General features: G+C 73.0%; 8 protein-coding genes and 1 pseudogene. 3 read left to right on the top strand and 6 right to left on the bottom strand.

The features are described 5' to 3' along the window. Positions 1–459: 459 nt before the first annotated feature. Positions 460–1,632, bottom strand: a complete 1,173-nt coding sequence (locus tag ACQPXD_RS06860) for an ROK family transcriptional regulator (RefSeq protein ID WP_432843680.1) — start codon at positions 1,630–1,632, stop codon at positions 460–462. 180 nt (positions 1,633–1,812) lie between these two features. Here ACQPXD_RS06860 and ACQPXD_RS06855 point away from each other — a divergent pair, with 180 nt between their 5' ends. Continuing rightward, positions 1,813–3,264, top strand: coding sequence for a glycoside hydrolase family 3 protein (locus ACQPXD_RS06855; RefSeq protein ID WP_432835924.1), 1,452 nt, complete (start codon positions 1,813–1,815; stop codon positions 3,262–3,264). Between the two features lie 128 nt (positions 3,265–3,392). Continuing rightward, positions 3,393–4,349: a type IV toxin-antitoxin system AbiEi family antitoxin domain-containing protein gene (locus ACQPXD_RS06850; RefSeq protein WP_432835922.1), complete on the top strand. Its 957-nt coding sequence runs from the start codon at positions 3,393–3,395 to the stop codon at positions 4,347–4,349. 631 nt (positions 4,350–4,980) lie between these two features. Here ACQPXD_RS06850 and ACQPXD_RS06845 read toward each other — a convergent pair. From ACQPXD_RS06845 to ACQPXD_RS06835, 3 genes are read right to left on the bottom strand one after another with little or no spacing between them, the layout of a single operon-like run. Continuing rightward, complete coding sequence (locus tag ACQPXD_RS06845; RefSeq protein WP_432835920.1) at positions 4,981–5,367, bottom strand: GntR family transcriptional regulator; 387 nt, start codon at positions 5,365–5,367, stop codon at positions 4,981–4,983. Beyond that, the gene (locus ACQPXD_RS06840; RefSeq protein ID WP_432835918.1) at positions 5,364–6,110 is read right to left on the bottom strand and encodes a hypothetical protein; all 747 of its coding nucleotides are present in this window, start codon (positions 6,108–6,110) and stop codon (positions 5,364–5,366) included. Before ACQPXD_RS06840 ends, ACQPXD_RS06845 begins: the two co-directional genes overlap by 4 nt. Before the next feature lie 55 nt (positions 6,111–6,165). Then, a complete protein-coding gene (locus ACQPXD_RS06835; RefSeq protein ID WP_432835916.1) occupies positions 6,166–11,043 on the bottom strand; it encodes an NAD-glutamate dehydrogenase in 4,878 nt (1,625 codons plus the stop codon). A 194-nt stretch (positions 11,044–11,237) separates the two neighbouring features. Here ACQPXD_RS06835 and ACQPXD_RS06830 point away from each other — a divergent pair, with 194 nt between their 5' ends. After that, a complete protein-coding gene (locus tag ACQPXD_RS06830; protein ID WP_432835914.1) occupies positions 11,238–13,127 on the top strand; it encodes a penicillin-binding transpeptidase domain-containing protein in 1,890 nt (629 codons plus the stop codon). Between the two features lie 981 nt (positions 13,128–14,108). Here ACQPXD_RS06830 and ACQPXD_RS06825 read toward each other — a convergent pair. Continuing rightward, positions 14,109–15,051: pseudogene (locus ACQPXD_RS06825) on the bottom strand (arginase family protein); the annotation flags it as partial. Positions 15,052–15,061: 10 nt separating this feature from the next. After that, positions 15,062–15,955, bottom strand: a complete 894-nt coding sequence (locus ACQPXD_RS06820; RefSeq protein ID WP_432835912.1) for a tetratricopeptide repeat protein — start codon at positions 15,953–15,955, stop codon at positions 15,062–15,064. Between the last annotated feature and the right edge of the window lies 1 nt (position 15,956).

Below are 15,956 nucleotides of genomic sequence, written 5' to 3'. Positions count from 1 at the left end.
CCACGACGGACATCATGATCACGGAGAGATAAGCACGCCCCGGCCGCACCGATCGGATGCTCGCGCTCGACCGGTGATACATCCGCCGCGCCCGACCCGCCGCGCCGGTCGGGGGCAACGCCGACGACCCCGCCGCGCCCCACCGGCGGCCAACGACGCCCAAATGCGATGCCCGCCACCAGCCACCCGACAACAACCAGCAGGATCAGGCGCCAGCCACTTCACACGCCGCGCCCGCGGGCGCGGAAGCGCGGGCGCGGAAGCGCGGGCGCGGAAGCGCGGGCGCGGAAGCGCGGGCGCGGAAGCGCGGGCGCGGAAGCGCGGGCGCGGAAGCGCGGGCGCGGAAGCGCGGGCGCGGAAGCGCGGGCGCGGAAGCGCGGGCGCGGAAGCGCGGGCGCGGGCGCGGAAGCGCGGGCGCGGGCGCGGAAGCGCGGGCGCGGGCGCGGGCGCGGGCGCGGGTCAGGCGGTCGAGCCGAAGACCTCCTCGCGGACCGCGTCCAGGCCCGTGAGAATCGCCCCGTTGAGGACCGGCTCGGAGGCGACCTCGGTGGGGACCACGCGCGGGGAGACGACGGCGATCGCGGCGACCTCGTGTTGGACCCGCTGGGCCAGGTCGGCGCCGCCGGCCTGGCCGATCTCGCCGGCCAGGACGACCAGCTCCGGGTCCAGGACCAGGCCGACCGACGCTACGCCGAGCGAGATGCGGCGGGCCAGTTCGTCGAGGAACGGGCTGCCGGCCGTGCCCGCGGCGATGGCTGCGCGCACCGCGTCCGCGGCGCCGGCGGCTTTGAAGCCGTGGGTCTTGGCGACGGCTCGTACCGCTGCGGCATCGACCAAAGTCCGGAAACCGCTCTTCGACTTGCGGGACACGTCGCGGCTCACCTGCGTGCCCGCGACCGGCAGGTAGCCGATCTCACCCGCGGCGCCCACGCTGCCGCGGTGCAGGCGGCCGCCGAGGACGACCGCGGTGCCGACGCCGCGGTCGAGCCAGACGAGGACGAAGTCCTGGGCGCCGACGGCGGCGCCGCTGTGTTGTTCGGCGATGGCGGCCAGGTTGACGTCGTTCTCGAACATGACCGGGCGGTCCAGGTCCTCCTTGAGGGCGGTCAGCAGGCCCCGGTGCCAGCGCGGCAGGTCCCAGGCGAAGGTGATCTCGCCGCTCTTCGGGTCGACCAGGCCGGGGGTGCCCAGGACGATGCGGCGGATGCGCTCGATCGGCGCGCCGGCGGCGGAGGCGGCCTCGACGACCGCGGCGTGGACGACCTTGACCGGGTCGTCGCCGTCGCCGATGGCGACATCCGTGCGGCCCACGATGTTGCCCGTGATGTCCGCCACACCGGCCACAACGTGGGCGGGGCCGGCCTCGACGCCGACCACGTACGCGGTGGCGGGGACCACCGCGTACATCTGCGCGTTGGGGCCGCGGCCGCCGGCTTGCTCGCCGACGCGGGCCACGAGGCCGCGCTCCTCCAGCCGTTCCACCAACTGGGAGGCCGTCACCTTCGACAGTCCGGTCAGCTCGCCGAGCTGGGCGCGGGTCAACGGACCCCGGCTGAGCAGCAGTTCTAGGGCAGCGCGGTCGTTGAGGGCGCGCAATAACCGGGGGGTACCGGGCAGCCTGGAGGAACTCATCGTCACGACCCCTAGTATTTAGGAAACTTTCCTATTAGCGTGCTGCGAGCAACCTATTGGGAAAGCGTACGGTCGGACCACCCGCTCGGCCTACGCACAACTGGTCAAGAAGCTTCTACGATCGTGGATAGCGCTTTCCGACGAGTGTCCAACACCCGTCCGCGCTGAGGGGGGAACATCGTGTCGACCGATCCCGGACTCCGCCGCCTGGCCCTGGGCACGCTGCTCGGCGCCTTCCGCGCAGAGCAGGCCCCGGCATGGGCCGTGGACCTTCTCGCCGAGGGGATGGCCGGGCACCTGCTCTTCGGGTTCAACATCGTCGAGCGCGAGCAGCTCGCCGCGCTGACCGCGAGCCTGCACGCGGCGCGCGAGGGCGTGCTCATCGCCATCGACGAGGAGGGCGGCGACGTCACCCGGCTGGCGCACCGGCTGGGCAGCCCCTATCCGGGCAACGCCGCGCTGGGCGCCCTCGACGACCCGGCCGTCACCCGGCGCGTCTACCGCACCATCGGCGCAGAGCTCGACGGGCTCGGCATCAACCTCAACCTGGCACCGACGGTCGACGTGAACACCGCCGATGACAATCCCATCATTGGTACCCGGAGTTTCGGCGCCGATCCGCGCGCCGTCGCCGCCCACACCGCCGCCGCCGTGCGGGGGTTGCAGGGCGCGGGCGTGGCCGCGTGCGCGAAGCACTTCCCCGGCCACGGCGCCACGCTCGCCGACTCGCACCTCGAGCTGCCGACCGTCGACATCGACCGCGCGCTGCTGCACAACCGCGAGCTGCCCCCGTTCGTGGCCGCCATCGAGGCGGGCACCAAGTCGATCATGACCGCGCACATCCGGGTGCCGGCGCTGACCGGCGACGCCCCCGCCACGTTCAGCCGCGCCGTCCTCGTCGACCTGCTGCGCGGCGAGCTCGGCTTCACCGGCGTGGTCGTCACCGACGCCCTGGAGATGCTCGGCGCGGCCCGCTACGCCGGCGGCATCCCGGCCGGCGCCGTGCTCGCCCTGGCCGCCGGCGCCGACCTGCTGTGCATCGGCGCCGACATCGACGAGCGGATCACCAACGCCTGCGCCGACGAGATCGCCGCCGCCGTCCGCGACGGCCGGCTCGCCGCCGATCGCCTGGAGGAGGCCGTGGCCCGGGTGGCGGAGCTGGCCGCCTGGACCCGCCGCGGCGACCGCACCGACCGCGAGGAGCCGGGCCTGGGCTACCCGGCCGCCCTGGGTGCGGTCCGCATCGAGGGCACCCACGACCGGGCCAGCGCCCCGCTCGTCGTCCAGCTGGAGTCGGAGTCCTCGATCGCGGCCGGGCGCGTGCCGTGGGGCCTCGGCCCGCACATCAACGGCACCGAGCAGGTGCGCGTCGTCGCCGCCCAGGCCGACCCGACCGACCTGCGCGCCCGCGCGGGGGGCCGCCCGATCGTGGTCGTCGGCCGCAACGTGCACCGCCTGCCCGGCGCCCGCGCCCTGATCGACACCCTGACCGACACGCACGCGGTCACCGTCGTGGAGATGGGCTGGCCGTCGTCCTGGCGCCCGACCGGCGCCCGCGCCTTCATCACCACGTGGGGCGCGAGCCACGCCAACGGCCGCGCCGCCGCCGAAACCCTCGGCCTCGCCGCCTAGCACGTTATCCACAGCCGCGGGCGCGGTCTTCCCACGCCCCCAGCACCGTGGCCTCGCCGCGTAGCGCGTTATCCACAGCCGCGGGCGCGGTCTTCCCACGCCCGCGGCGCCGGTGCCAGGCTGAGCGGGTGCTCGATGCGCTGCTCAGCCTGCAGGCCGGCGTCGTGACGGCGGCCCAGGCGCGCCGTGCGGGGCTCAGTGCCGGCACCATCCGCCGGCACCTCGAGGCCGGACGATGGTCGCCGGTGTTCCACGGGGTGTACCACGCCTCGACCGGGACGCTGCCGCGCGAGGCCCTGCTGTGGGCCGTCCTGCTGCGCGCCGGCCCGGGCGCGGCGCTCAGCCACCACACGGCCGCGGAGCTGCTCGGACTCACCGACACTGCGGCTGCGCTGGTGCACGTCACCATCCCGGCCGAGCGGCGGATCGCGCCCATGCCCGGCGTGGTCGTCCACCGCTCCGGGCGGGTGGCCGCGGCGGCGCCGCCCGGCCCGGCGCTGTGCCGGACCCGGATCGAGGACACGGTGCTGGACCTCGCCGATCAGGCGGACGATCTCGAGGCGGCAATCGGCTGGATCACCGCGGCGTGCGGTCGCCGGCTGACCACGCCGCAGCGGCTCGCCGAGGCGATGGTCCAGCGCCGGAGGGTACGCCGCCGAGGGCTGCTCATCCGGATCCTCGACGACACCGCCGCCGGTGCGCATTCGGTGCTGGAGCGCCGATACCTCCACGACGTCGAGCGCGACCACCGGCTGCCGCGGGGCCGGCGGCAGTCCAGGCAGCGCGCGGCCGGGCGGTCCCGCTACCGCGACGTGGAGTACCCGGCGTTCGGCGCGATCGTCGAGCTCGACGGTGGCGCCTACCACCCGGAGGAGCGCCGCCGGGACGACCGGCGCCGCGACAACGAGTCGGCCTCGACCGGCATGCGCACGCTACGGTACGGCTGGTCCGACGTCAGCACGCCCTGCCCCACGGCGGCCCAGGTCGCCCGGGCGCTCCGCGCCGGCGGGTGGACCGGCCGGCCCCGGCGGTGCTCCCGCCCGGAATGCGCCATCCGCAGAACCACCCGCCGCCCGAGCCGCTGATCCCGCCCGCCGCACAGTCAACGCGGCTCTGACGCAGCCGCCGAAAGTCTCCGCGATCATGCACAGGTCGCCGCGCGCACCTCGCTTTTTCATGATCACGGAGCGTTTCTGTACACATAGGTACGCTTTGTCTCCACGATCATGAAAAACCGGGTGCTTCCACGGCACCGACATCCATGATCACGGAAGGTTTCAGCCGCTCGGCACTCCGGCTTCGCGATCAAGCGCACCGTGACGGCGGGAAACGCCGACCAACCGCAGGCTCGGCGCCGACCCCCGTCCAGCACCCCAGGTCAAGCCCCACGGCGCGGGCGACAGCGCCCCCTAAGTCGGTTCATACTTCGCAAATTCGGTTATATGACCCGTCAGGCGAAAAATCCGATAAGTCGTGGCGCGGAGCGCCCGACTTATCGGGCAACGCAGCGAACGCAGCGAGCACAGCGGCCACCGTCCCGGCACGGCGACGCCGAGGCGGCAGGCGGCGGGCGGCAGGCGGCGGGCGGCGGGCGGCGGGCGGGGCATCCGAGCGGCCCCGACTTAGCCGACAAACACCGCGAAAGCCGCGAGCGCGGCGGCCACGGTCCCGGCGCGGCCGACGGCGGGGCGGGCGGGGCAGGCGAGCGGCCCCGGCTTAGTGGGGGGACGCGTCGAAGGCGGTGAGGACGGCGGCGACGGCCTCGGCGCGGTCGGCGCCGAGGCGGCGGACGCTGTCGACGTACTCGCGGGCGTGCCGCTCGATGAGCGCCGACCGGCGCCCGGGAGCGGCAACCGGCTGCCTGGCCACGCGGGTGCCGCCGCCCCGCCGGGTGGTCACGTAGCCGCCGGACTCCAGCTCCTGGTAGGCCCGGGCCACGGTGCCGGCGGCCAGGCCGAGGTCGCCGGCCAGCTGGCGCACGCTCGGCAGCCGGGCGCCCTCCGCCAAGCCGCCCGCTTCGACCAGGTCGGCGATCTGGTCGCGGATCTGCGCGTACGGCGGCACCGGCCGCGTCGAGTCGATGGTGACCAGCGGCTCGATCATCGTCGGGCGCTCAGCGGGCGGAGCGGGCCGACGGTGCGCGCCGCATAGTAGACGCCGGCCGTGGCCGCCATGGTCGCGAGCGTCAGGAGCCAGGGGCGCAGCCCGGGCATCACCGGCTCGTCGCAGACCCCGGGCTGGCCGAGGACGGAGTAGGCGAACCAGGCGGCCCCGGCCAGCGGCGTCGCCACCACGACGCCGAGGGCGCCGACGACCGACGACGCCGCCTGGTGCCGGTGGGCGTCGGCCAGCGGGCGCACGACGAGGGAGCGCAGGGCGGCGACCGCCGCGACGGTCGCGAGCGCCACGGTGGCGAGCACCGGGATCGCGTAGTGCCAGCCGGGCCACGGGCCGGACTGGGCCACGCCGCCGGACAGGCAGCCCAGGTGGCGGCCGTCGGCCGGGTTGGGCGGGGTGGTCGCGGAGAAGTTGTGCGGCCTCGACGCGGCGCCGGTGGCGACAAGCAGGCCGGTCAGGGCGCCGGCGAGCACGAGCACGCCGGCGGCGGGGGCGAAGGGGACCACGTCGAGGAGGCGGCGGCGGACCAGCCGGGCGGTCCGCACGCCGGTCTGGGCCGGGCGCGGCACGGTCCGGTCGGCGGCGAACAGGCCGGCGGCGGCGAGCGCGGCGAGGGCCGCGACGGCGGCCGAGGGACCCTCGTCCGGCTCCGGCCGGGCGGCGAGCGCCACCGCTGCTAGGAGGCCGGCAACGACGCCGCTCAGCCGCAGGAATGGTGCCCAAAGCATCGGCGCTCCTCACTTGTACCAACCACACGGTACAAGTGAGGAGCGCCGGGCGCAATCAGGCGGCCGAGGCGCGGACCAGGGTGCGGATCTGGCGGAGCAGGACCGAGATCGCGGCCAGGTCGCCCGGGGACTCGCCGAACTCGCCGATGGCGTTGCGGGTGCGGGCGATCGACGTCGCGTTGCTCTGCTCCCACTCGTGCACGCGGGCCTCCGGGTCGCCGTCCGGGGAGGTGGCGTTGAGGACCTCCGCGGTCAGGGCGGCCAGCGCCGCGTACAGGTCGTAGCGCAGCGCCATCCGGGCCAGGGTCTGCCAGCGGTCCTCGCGCGGCAGGGCGGAGATCCGCGACAGCAGGTCGTCGACCCGGAAGCGCTCGGAGAGCAGGTAGTACACCGTGGCGACCTCGTTGACGTCGCGGCCGGTGACCGAGGCCACCTCGACGATGTCGAGCAGGCCGAAGGCGTACATGATCCGGGTCGTGCTGTCGGCGATCTCCGCCGGCAGGCCCAGCTCGCGCAGGCCCTCGGCGTTGGCCCGCAGCGACTCGCGCTCGCGGCCGCGGAACAGGGTGTCCAGCTGCGGCAGCAGGCGGGAGACGCCGGGGCGCAGCCGGGCGATCTCACCCGGCACGTCGATCGGCAGGCGGCGGTTGGATACCAGCCAGCGCACCGCGCGGTCGAGCAGGCGGCGCATCTCCAGGTACACCGCCGTCTGCGACTGGGTCGGGATCCGGTTGTCCAGCGACTCCACGGCCCGGCGCAGCTCGCCCAGGCCGTACACCTCGCGGATGACGACCGAGGCCCGAAGGACGTCGGCGGCGCCGGCGCCGGTCTCCTCCGAGGCGCGGTGGAAGAACGACGTGCCGCCCCGGTTGACCGCCTCGTTGACCACCGCCGTGGTGACGATCTCGCGGCGCAGCGGGTGCTCGGCCATCGCCTCGGCGAACCGTTCGCGCAGGGCGGTCGGGAAGTACTCGACCAGGATGTCGTTCGTCCAGGCCTCGTCGGGCAGGTCCGAGTCGAGGATCTCGTGCTCCAGGACGATCTTGACGTAGGAGAGCAGGACGGCGAACTCGGGCGAGGTCAGGCCGACGCCGGTGGCGGCCCGCTCGTCGAGCTCCTCGTCGCTGGGCAGGCCCTCCAGGGCGCGGTCGAGCTGGCCGCGGCGCTCCAGGTCGGCGATGAGCCGCTTGTGGACCGGCAGCAGCGAGCGGGACTGGGCGCGGGCGTTGCCCAGGGCGGTGGCCTGGTCGTAGTTGTCGCGCAGGACCAGCTCGCCGACCTCGTCGGTCATCTCGGCGAGCAGCGGGTTGCGCTCGGCCGGGTCCAGCTCGCCCGCGGCGACCGCGCGGTCGAGCAGGATCTTGATGTTGACCTCGTGGTCGGAGCAGTCGACGCCGGCCGAGTTGTCGATGAAGTCGGTCGTGATGCGGCCGCCGTTGAGGGCGTACTCGATGCGGCCGCGCTGGGTCAGGCCCAGGTTGCCGCCCTCGCCGACCACCTTCGCGCGCAGCTCGCGGCCGTTGACCCGGATGTAGTCGTTGGCCTTGTCGCCGACGTCGACGTGCGACTCGCCGGTGGCCTTGACGTACGTGCCGATGCCGCCGTTCCAGAACAGGTCGACCGGGGCGGCCAGGATCGCGTGCATCAGCTCGTTGGGGGTCAGCGGGGCGTCGGTGGTGATGCCGAGCGCCGCGCGGGCCTCCTCGGAGAGCGGGATCGACTTGGCGGTGCGCGGGAACACGCCGCCGCCGGCCGAGATCAGCGACCGGTCGTAGTCGTCCCACGAGGAGCGGGGCAGGTCGAACAGGCGCTGGCGCTCGGCGTACGAGCTCGCGGCGTCGGGCGCGGGGTCGACGAAGATGTGCCGGTGGTCGAAGGCGGCCACCAGGCGGATGTGCCGGGACAGCAGCATGCCGTTGCCGAACACGTCGCCGGACATGTCGCCGACGCCGACGACGGTGAAGTCGGTCGTCTGGGTGTCGACGCCGAGGTCGCGGAAGTGCCGCTTGACGGACTCCCAGGCGCCCTTGGCGGTGATGCCCATCCGCTTGTGGTCGTAGCCGGCCGAGCCGCCGGAGGCGAACGCGTCGCCGAGCCAGAAGCCGTACCGCATCGAGATCTCGTTGGCGATGTCGGAGAAGGTCGCGGTGCCCTTGTCCGCGGCGACGACCAGATACGGGTCGTCGGGGTCGTGGCGCACCACGTCGGGCGGGGCGACCACCTTGCCGCCGTCGAGGTTGTCGGTGACGTCCAGCAGGGCCGAGATGAACAGCTGGTAGCAGGCGACCGCCTCGTCGCGGTCCCCCGGGTTCTGCTTGAGCACGAACCCGCCCTTGGCGCCGGTGGGCACGATGACGGCGTTCTTCACCATCTGCGCCTTGACCAGGCCCAGGATCTCGGTGCGGAAGTCCTCGCGCCGGTCGGACCAGCGCAGCCCGCCGCGGGCGACCGCGCCGAAGCGCAGGTGCACGCCCTCGAACCGCGGGGAGTACACGAAAATCTCGAAGCGGGGCCGCGGGGCGGGCAGGTCCGGGATCGACTGCGGGTCGAGCTTGAAGGCGGTGTACGACTTGGGCCGGCCCCCGTCGCCGCGCTGGTAGAACGAGGTGCGCAGGGTGGCCTGGATCAGGTGCAGGAACGAGCGCAGGATGCGGTCCTGGTCGAGGCTGGTGACCTCGTCGAGGTCCTCGTTGATCGCCGCCACCAGCTCCTTCGACCACTCGGTGCGGGCCGCGTCGGCCAGCTGCAGCCGGTGATCGAAGCGGGCGACGAAGAGCGCGACGAGCTTCGAGGCGATCCCCGGGTACGCCAGCAGCGTCGTCTCCATGTAGTCCTGCGAGAACACCGTGCCGGCCTGGCGCAGGTACTTCGCGTACGCCCGCAGCACGACGACCTCGCGCCAGGTCAGGCCGGCCTTCAGCACGAGGGTGTTGAAGTTGTCGACCTCGGCCTCGCCGCGCCAGGTGGCCGAGAACGCGTTCTCCAGGTGCGGGCGGACCTCGGTGATCGCGCGGGAGTCGGGCGGCAGCTGCAGGCCGAAGTCGTACAGGTAGACCGTGCCGTCGGCGCGGACGACCTCGTAGGGCCGCTCGTCGGTCACCCGCACGCCCAGGGAGTGCAGCACCGGCAGGACCGCGGAGAGGAGCATCGGCTCGCCGTACCGGAACACCTTGAACCGGATGTCGGATTCGTCCTGGCGCCGGCGGTACACGTGCATGACCAACTGCCCCGGCTCGTCGAGCAGCTCGAGCTTGGCGACGTCCTTGACCGCCTCGTAGGGGGTGTGCTCGTCCTTGTAGGTCTCCGAGATCGCGCCGCCGTAGCGCTGGTACAGCACCTTGGCCTGGTGCTCGTCGTTGAGCTTGCGCTCCAGCACCAGCCGGAAGTCGTCGTCCCACAGCCGGGTCGCCTCCGAGAGACGCTCGGTGAGGTCGTCGACGTCAATCTCGCCGGGCGGGTTGCCGGGCTCGGTGCGCACGATGAAGTGCACGCGGGCGAACTTCGACTCGCTCACCCGGGTCGTGTAGTCCACGCCGACGCCGTTGAGCTCGGACAGCAGGATCTGCTGGATGCGCAGCCGGTTGGCGGTGGTGAAGCGGTCCCGCGGCAGGTACACCAGGCAGGAGATGAACCGCCCGTAGGCGTCCCGGCGCAGGAAGACCCGCAGCTGGCGGCGGCCGGCCAGGCGCAGCACGCCCATGACCGCCTTGTACAGCTCGTCGGTGCCGATCTGGAACAGCTCGTCGCGCGGATACGTCTCCAGCGTCTCCATCAGGTCCTTGCCGGAGTGGCTGCGCGGCGACAGCCCGGAGCGCTCGATCACCTCGGCGACCTTGCGCTTGACCACCGGCAGGTCGCGCACGCTGGTGCGGTACGCCGCCGAGGAGAACAGGCCCAGGAAGCGCTTCTCGCCGACCACGTTGCCGTCGGCGTCGAACTGCTTGAAGCCGATGTAGTCCAGGTAGGCGGAGCGGTGCACGGTGGCGCGGGAGTTCGCCTTCGTGATGATGAGCAGCCGCTTCTCCTTGGCCTTGGCGTATGCCTCGGCGGTCATCGAGGAGAGCACCCGGGGCCTGATCTGGTCCGCCCGCAGGATGCCCAGGCCGCTGCCGAGCACCGCGTGCAGCAGTTCTTCGCCGCGTTCGCCTTTGCTGAGTCGGTACTCCCGGAAGCCCAGGAAGGTGAAGTGGTCGTCGGCGAGCCACCGCAGCAGCTCGACGGAGTCCGTGATGTCCTTGTCCGGCACCGGCAGCTGGGCGCTGCCGAGCTCGTCGGCGAGCGCGAGCGCCTGGATGCGCATCTTCGCCCAGTCCTCGACGGCCTCGCGCACGTCGGTGAGCACGCGGGTGAGGTCGGAGCGCAGCTCGTCCAGGTCGTCCTGATCGCGAATGCGGTCGACCTCGATGCGGATCCAGCTCTCGACCAGGTCACCGGCGGCCGCGTCCTCGGGCTCGACGCCGACCCGGACGTCCTCCAGCGCGCCCAGCGGCGCCCGGTGTACCACCACCAGGGGATGAACCAGCAGGTTGACGTCGACGTTGCGCGACGACAGCGCGCTGGTGAGCGAGTCGACCAGGAACGGCATGTCGTCGGTGACGATCTCCACCGACGTGCCGCCGGTGACACTCAGCCCGAGGCGCAGCTTCAGCTCGCCGGGCAGCCGCTGCTGGGCCAGCTCCGTGTGCGACCGGGTCGCCGCCACCATCTTGGCCACATCGCAGGAGGCCAGCTCCTCGTCGGGCACCAGGCGCCAGTAGGCGGCGACCAGCTCCGGGTCGGCGTCCTGCGCGGTGGCGAGCACCACCGCCTCCGCCACCAGATGCTCCGCGTTCGGCACCGACTGCTCCAGCTCGTCGTCCTCGACCGCATCGGGTGTGCGCGCACCGCGTAAACCCTTTGCGTCCTGCACCGGGGTTGCCCCAGGCCGATTCATCGGTTGTTCTCCCCTCGCCCACCACGTTGTGGGTTGTCCACGCTCAGCCTAAGACGTCATCGTGGTGTCGGAGTTTGCCGCCCGGTTCACGACCGTCGAATACCCGATCAACCAGGGTCCGGCGTACTGAATTGTCCTACTTGTGCGATCTTGGGGCGTGCAGAACTGTGCTTTCATAGCGCAGAATCGCCCACATGGCCGTTTCGATCCGTCGCGTCACCGCACTCGCCGCCGCCCTGGCGTTGCTCGGCACGCTGCCCGCGTGCTCCAGCAAGCCGCCGGACGACTCGTTCAAGGCCTTCCTCGGGGCTTGGGAGCAGGGCAACATCTCGGGGCTGAAGTTCCTGAGCCCGGACGGTAAGGCCCTCGCCGGCGATGCCGCGCAGAAGCTGCTGACCAGCGTCGAGGGGGACCTCGCGACGCTGAAGCCGAAGCTGACCCTCAAGGGCGCGCCGGTGGTCAAGGACGACAACAGCAGCGCCGTCGTGCACGTGGCGTGGCCGATCGCCGACTCGACGTGGGAGTACGACAGCACGATCGACGCCAAGCGGGTCGACAAGGCCTGGACCGTGATCTTCGGGGCGAAGACCATCAACCCGCAGCTCGAGGCCACCGACAAGCTCGCGATCCGCACGAGCGCCGGGTCGCGCGGCGGCATTCTCGACGGCTCCGGCCAGCCGATCGTGAGCACCAGGCCCGTGGTGATCGTCGGCGTCGAGCCGCGCCAGATCGCCGACATCAACCTCGTCGTGAAGAACCTCACCGACGCCTTCACCCAGGCCAACGTCAGCGTCGACCTGTCCGGCCTGCCCGACCAGGTGAAGAAGGCCAAGCCGGACGCCTTCGTGCAGATCATCACGCTGCGCAAGGAGGTCTACGACCCGGTCGCCAACAAGCTCAACTCCACGCCCGGCGTCGTCACCCGCAACTCCACGCAGTCCCTCGCGCCCTCCGCGCAGTTCGCCCGCGCCTTGCTGGGCACCACCGGCGAGGTGACGAAGGAGATCATGGACAAGAACCCGGGCAAGTACAAGATCGGCGACGTGGTCGGCCAGTCCGGGCTCCAGCAGCGCTACGACTCGATCCTGCAGGGCAAGCCGGGCGTCAAGGTGGTCGTGCCCATGCCCACCGGCACCCCCGACAAGCAGCTGTTCTCCACCGACCCCACGGCCGGCGCGCAGATCAAGCTGACGCTCGACGTCAAGCTGCAGACCGCCGCCGAGCAGGCCCTGGCCGGCGAGACGCGGCGCTCGGCCCTGGTCGCGATCCGCATCAGCGACAACTCGATCGTCGCGGTGGCCAACGGCCCCGGCGCGGCGCCGAACAACTTCGCGCTGACCGGCCAGACCCCGCCCGGCTCCACGTTCAAGACCGTCACCGCGCTGGGCGTGCTCGACAAGGGCATGACCGGCGAGGACACGGTCAACTGCCCCAAGACGCTGACCGTCGACGGCCGCACCTTCAAGAACTCCCACGACGAGGAGCTCGGCAACGTGCCGCTGCGCACCGACTTCGCGAAGTCGTGCAACACCGCGTTCGCGTCCCTGGCCCCGAAGATCGCCCCCGACGGCCTGGGCAAGACCGCGGCCTCGCTCGGCATCGGCATCCCGTGGGACATCGGCACGGACGTCTTCACCGGCAAGGTGTCGGTCAACGGCTCCCAGGCCGAGCAGGCCGCGGCCGCCTTCGGCCAGGGCACCAACCTCGTCTCCCCGGTCAGCCTGGCCGGCGCGGCGGCGGCGGTCGCCCGCGGCCAGTGGAAGCAGCCGCAGCTGGTGCTGGACCCGGCCCCGAAGAGCCCGGCGCCGGACGGCCCGCAGCTCAACCCGACGTCGCTGGACGCGCTGCGCAACATGATGCGCCAGGTCGTCACGGACGGCACGGCCAACCAGCTGAAGGACCTGCCGGGCGACCTGCGGGGCAAGACCGGCACGGCCGAATACGACAACAACCCGGCCCACACCCACTCGTGGTTCATGGGGTACCGCGGCGACATCGCCTTCTGCGTCTTCGTCGAGAACGGCGGCGCGTCGACGGCCGCCGCCGTCCCGATCGCCGGCAAGTTCTTCCAGATCACCGGCTGACGCACCGCGTTGCTGACGGCCGGCCCCGGGACCACCGGGGCCGGCCGCGGCGGCTCTCCGGCCGGCTCTTCCTCGTCCACGGGCGTCCGCGCGGCCGTCGTGCCGGCCGCGGCGGCTATCCGGCCGGCTCTTCCTCGTCCATGGGCGTCCGCGCGGCCGGCACGACGTCGGTGAGCGGCGACTCGGGCGAGTCCGGCCCCTTGCGCCGCGCCCCTTGCGACGGCACGAACGGCGGCCGCAGCCCACCCGGCCCCACGGCGTCGCGCGGCAACGAGTCCAGCGACAACGCGGCGACCCGGTTGGTCCGCCGCCGCGCCGACAGCCCGGCCCGGACCCCATCCCCCAACGTCATGCCGTCGACCACCTCCGGCGGGGCCGACCCTCCCCCGGCTCCGGCGCCCTCAACCGCCACGTCCTCGGCCACTCCGGCGTCGCTCATTCCCGCCCGGTCCATTACCAGCTCGTCCGTCTCCGCCTCGACCACCGCAGCCTCCACCTCCTCGCCGACCACCGGCCCGCGATCGGCCGCCACGGCCCCCACCTCGTCGCCTGCCGGCCCGCGATCGGCCAGCACGGGCTCGGCCCACCCGTCCGCCGAGGCGTCACCCACCTCGCGCTCGCCGACAGCGCCGAAATCTCCCTCGACGACATCTGCCGTATCGGGCCCTGCCACGGCCCCCGACTCCTCGCGGATGGCAACGAACTCCTCGTCCTCTTCCTCGGCAGATGCCGCGTTCCCGGCGGCCGCGACCTCCGCCCCCCTATCGGACATTTCGGATATATCCGAAATGGCGGAAGAGAAGCGGTGGAAGTGGACCATGCGCCCCTCGGCGCCGCCCGCCGTCGACTCCGTATCGGACATATCCGATATCTCCGGCGGACGGGCCATGGGCTGCGTGTAGGGGATGCGCGGGGTGGCCAGGGGCGGGGCGGAGACCGGGGGCGCGGAGACCGGGGCGGCGAACGGCGGGGCCGAGATCACCGGGTCCGGCGAGGCCGCGACCAGCGCCGACGACGTGATCAACGGCTCCAGGCCGGCGACGAGCACGTCGGTGACCTCGGCCGCATACTGCCCGTCGGGGTCGTAGTCCGGGTCGAAGACCGTCACCTGCGCGCCCAGGCAGCGCGGATCGGCGACCAGGCCGCTGAGCAGGATCTCCAGCTCGCGGTAGGCGATGCCGCCCACGTCGGGCGCGTCCACGGCCGGCATGACCGCCGGGTCGAGCACGTCGACGTCGACGTGCACCCAGAAGCCGGCGCAGTCGCGGATCTGGTCGCGGGCCCACTGCGCGGAGCGGGCGGCGCCGTTGGAGCGCAGCTCCGGGACGGCGCGGGCGACGATGCCGGCGGCCTGCAGGTCGAGGCGGTACTCGTCGTGCGTGCGGATGCCGAGCAGGGCCACGTCGACGTCGCGGAAATACGGGCGGCGCTGCTCGATCGAGGCCAGGTTGGCCTGGCCGCGGCCGGTGGCCAGGGCCAGGGCCTCGCCCGCGGCGGCGCCGATGTAGGAGGCGTTGCCCTCGTGGCGGAAGTCGGAGTGGCCGTCGACGTAGATCAGGCCGATCCGGCCGCCGAGCTCGGTCTGGTAGCGGCGCATGGCCAGGCCGGCGCCGAGCAGGATCGAGCAGTCGCCGCCCAGGACCAGGGGGAAGTCGCCGGAGGCGAGGATCGAGCCGATGCGGTCGGCGAGCCGGCGGACGAAGACGGCGATCTCCGCCGACTGGGCCACCCCGTCGCCGGGCTGCCACCCCGCCGGGTCGTACCGCGGCGGGGTGATGCAGCCGGCGTCGCGCGCGCCGAGGCGGGCCAGCAGGTTGTGGTCGCGCAGTGCGCCGGGCGCCTTGGCGCAGCCGGGCACCGAGGTAGCGGTCGGTGGCCGTAACCCCAGGTTGCTCGGTGCGTCGACGACGGCGATCCGGCGCATGCGGGCGCCGTCAGAAGAGCGCGCTCGCCAGTGCCCGGCGGGCCTTGGCGACCGCGGGGTCGTCCGGGCCGGCGACGGTGAACAGCGAGACCAGGTGCTTGCGCGCGGTCTCGCGCTCGTCGCCCGCCGTGCGGCGGATAAGGGCGACCAGCCGCGAATACGCCCGGTCGGCCTCCCCGGTGAGCACCTCGACGTCGGCGGCGAGCAGCTGGGCGGCGACGTCGGCGGGCGCGGCCTCGGCGGCGGCGAGCACACCGGCGATGTCCACGCCCTCGGTCCGCCGCAGCAGGCCGACCTGGGCCAGGCCGGACTCGGCGATGGCGTCGGCCGGGGTCTCGTCGAGGATCTTGCGGTACGCGGCCTCGGCGGCGTCGAGGTCGCCGTCGGCCATGGCGTCGTCGGCGGCGAGCAGCCGCGGGTCCTCCGGGTGCTCGACCTCGACCCCGGCCGCCTTGAGCACCGCGTCGATCCACTGGCGCAGGTGCGGCTCGGGCAGCATCTGGTTGAAGGCGTCGACCGGCTGGCCGCCGACGATCGCGACGACGAAGGGGATGTTCTGGATCCGGAACATCTGGGCGAGGCGCGGGTTGGCCTCGATGTCGACGCGGGCGAGCACCCACGAGCCGCCGCCCTCGGCCGCGAGCTTGGCCAGCAGCGGGGAGAACTGCTGGTGCGGCGCGCTCATCTCGACGTAGAAGTCGAGGACGACCGGCACCGTGAGGGAGCGCTGGATGACGTCGTTCTGGAACGTCGCCTCGGTGACGTCGATCACGTTGGCGCCCGCGGGCGCCGACGGGGCCGGTTCGGCGGACCGCTGCGCGGCCGCCGCGTTGCGTGCGGCCAGGGCGCCGAGGTCCACCGCCCCGCGGGTGAAGATCGACTGTGACTGGCGTGGGTCGGTCATG

The organism is Dactylosporangium sp. CA-092794 (genome assembly GCF_050948465.1).
In the GTDB taxonomy this organism is placed as follows: Bacteria; Actinomycetota; Actinomycetes; order Mycobacteriales; family Micromonosporaceae; genus Dactylosporangium.
This window is presented reverse-complemented; position numbering and strand designations above follow the sequence as displayed.

Bases quoted from the DNA above. Each gene is read 5' to 3' on its own strand.
- ACQPXD_RS06860 (WP_432843680.1), bottom strand. From the start codon at position 1,632: ATGAGTTCCTCCAGGCTGCCCGGTACCCCCCGGTTATTGCGCGCCCTC.
- ACQPXD_RS06845 (WP_432835920.1), bottom strand. From the start codon at position 5,367: ATGATCGAGCCGCTGGTCACCATCGACTCGACGCGGCCGGTGCCGCCG.
- ACQPXD_RS06840 (WP_432835918.1), bottom strand. From the start codon at position 6,110: ATGCTTTGGGCACCATTCCTGCGGCTGAGCGGCGTCGTTGCCGGCCTC.
- ACQPXD_RS06835 (WP_432835916.1), bottom strand. From the start codon at position 11,043: ATGAATCGGCCTGGGGCAACCCCGGTGCAGGACGCAAAGGGTTTACGC.
- ACQPXD_RS06830 (WP_432835914.1), top strand. From the start codon at position 11,238: ATGGCCGTTTCGATCCGTCGCGTCACCGCACTCGCCGCCGCCCTGGCG.
- ACQPXD_RS06820 (WP_432835912.1), bottom strand. From the start codon at position 15,955: ATGACCGACCCACGCCAGTCACAGTCGATCTTCACCCGCGGGGCGGTG.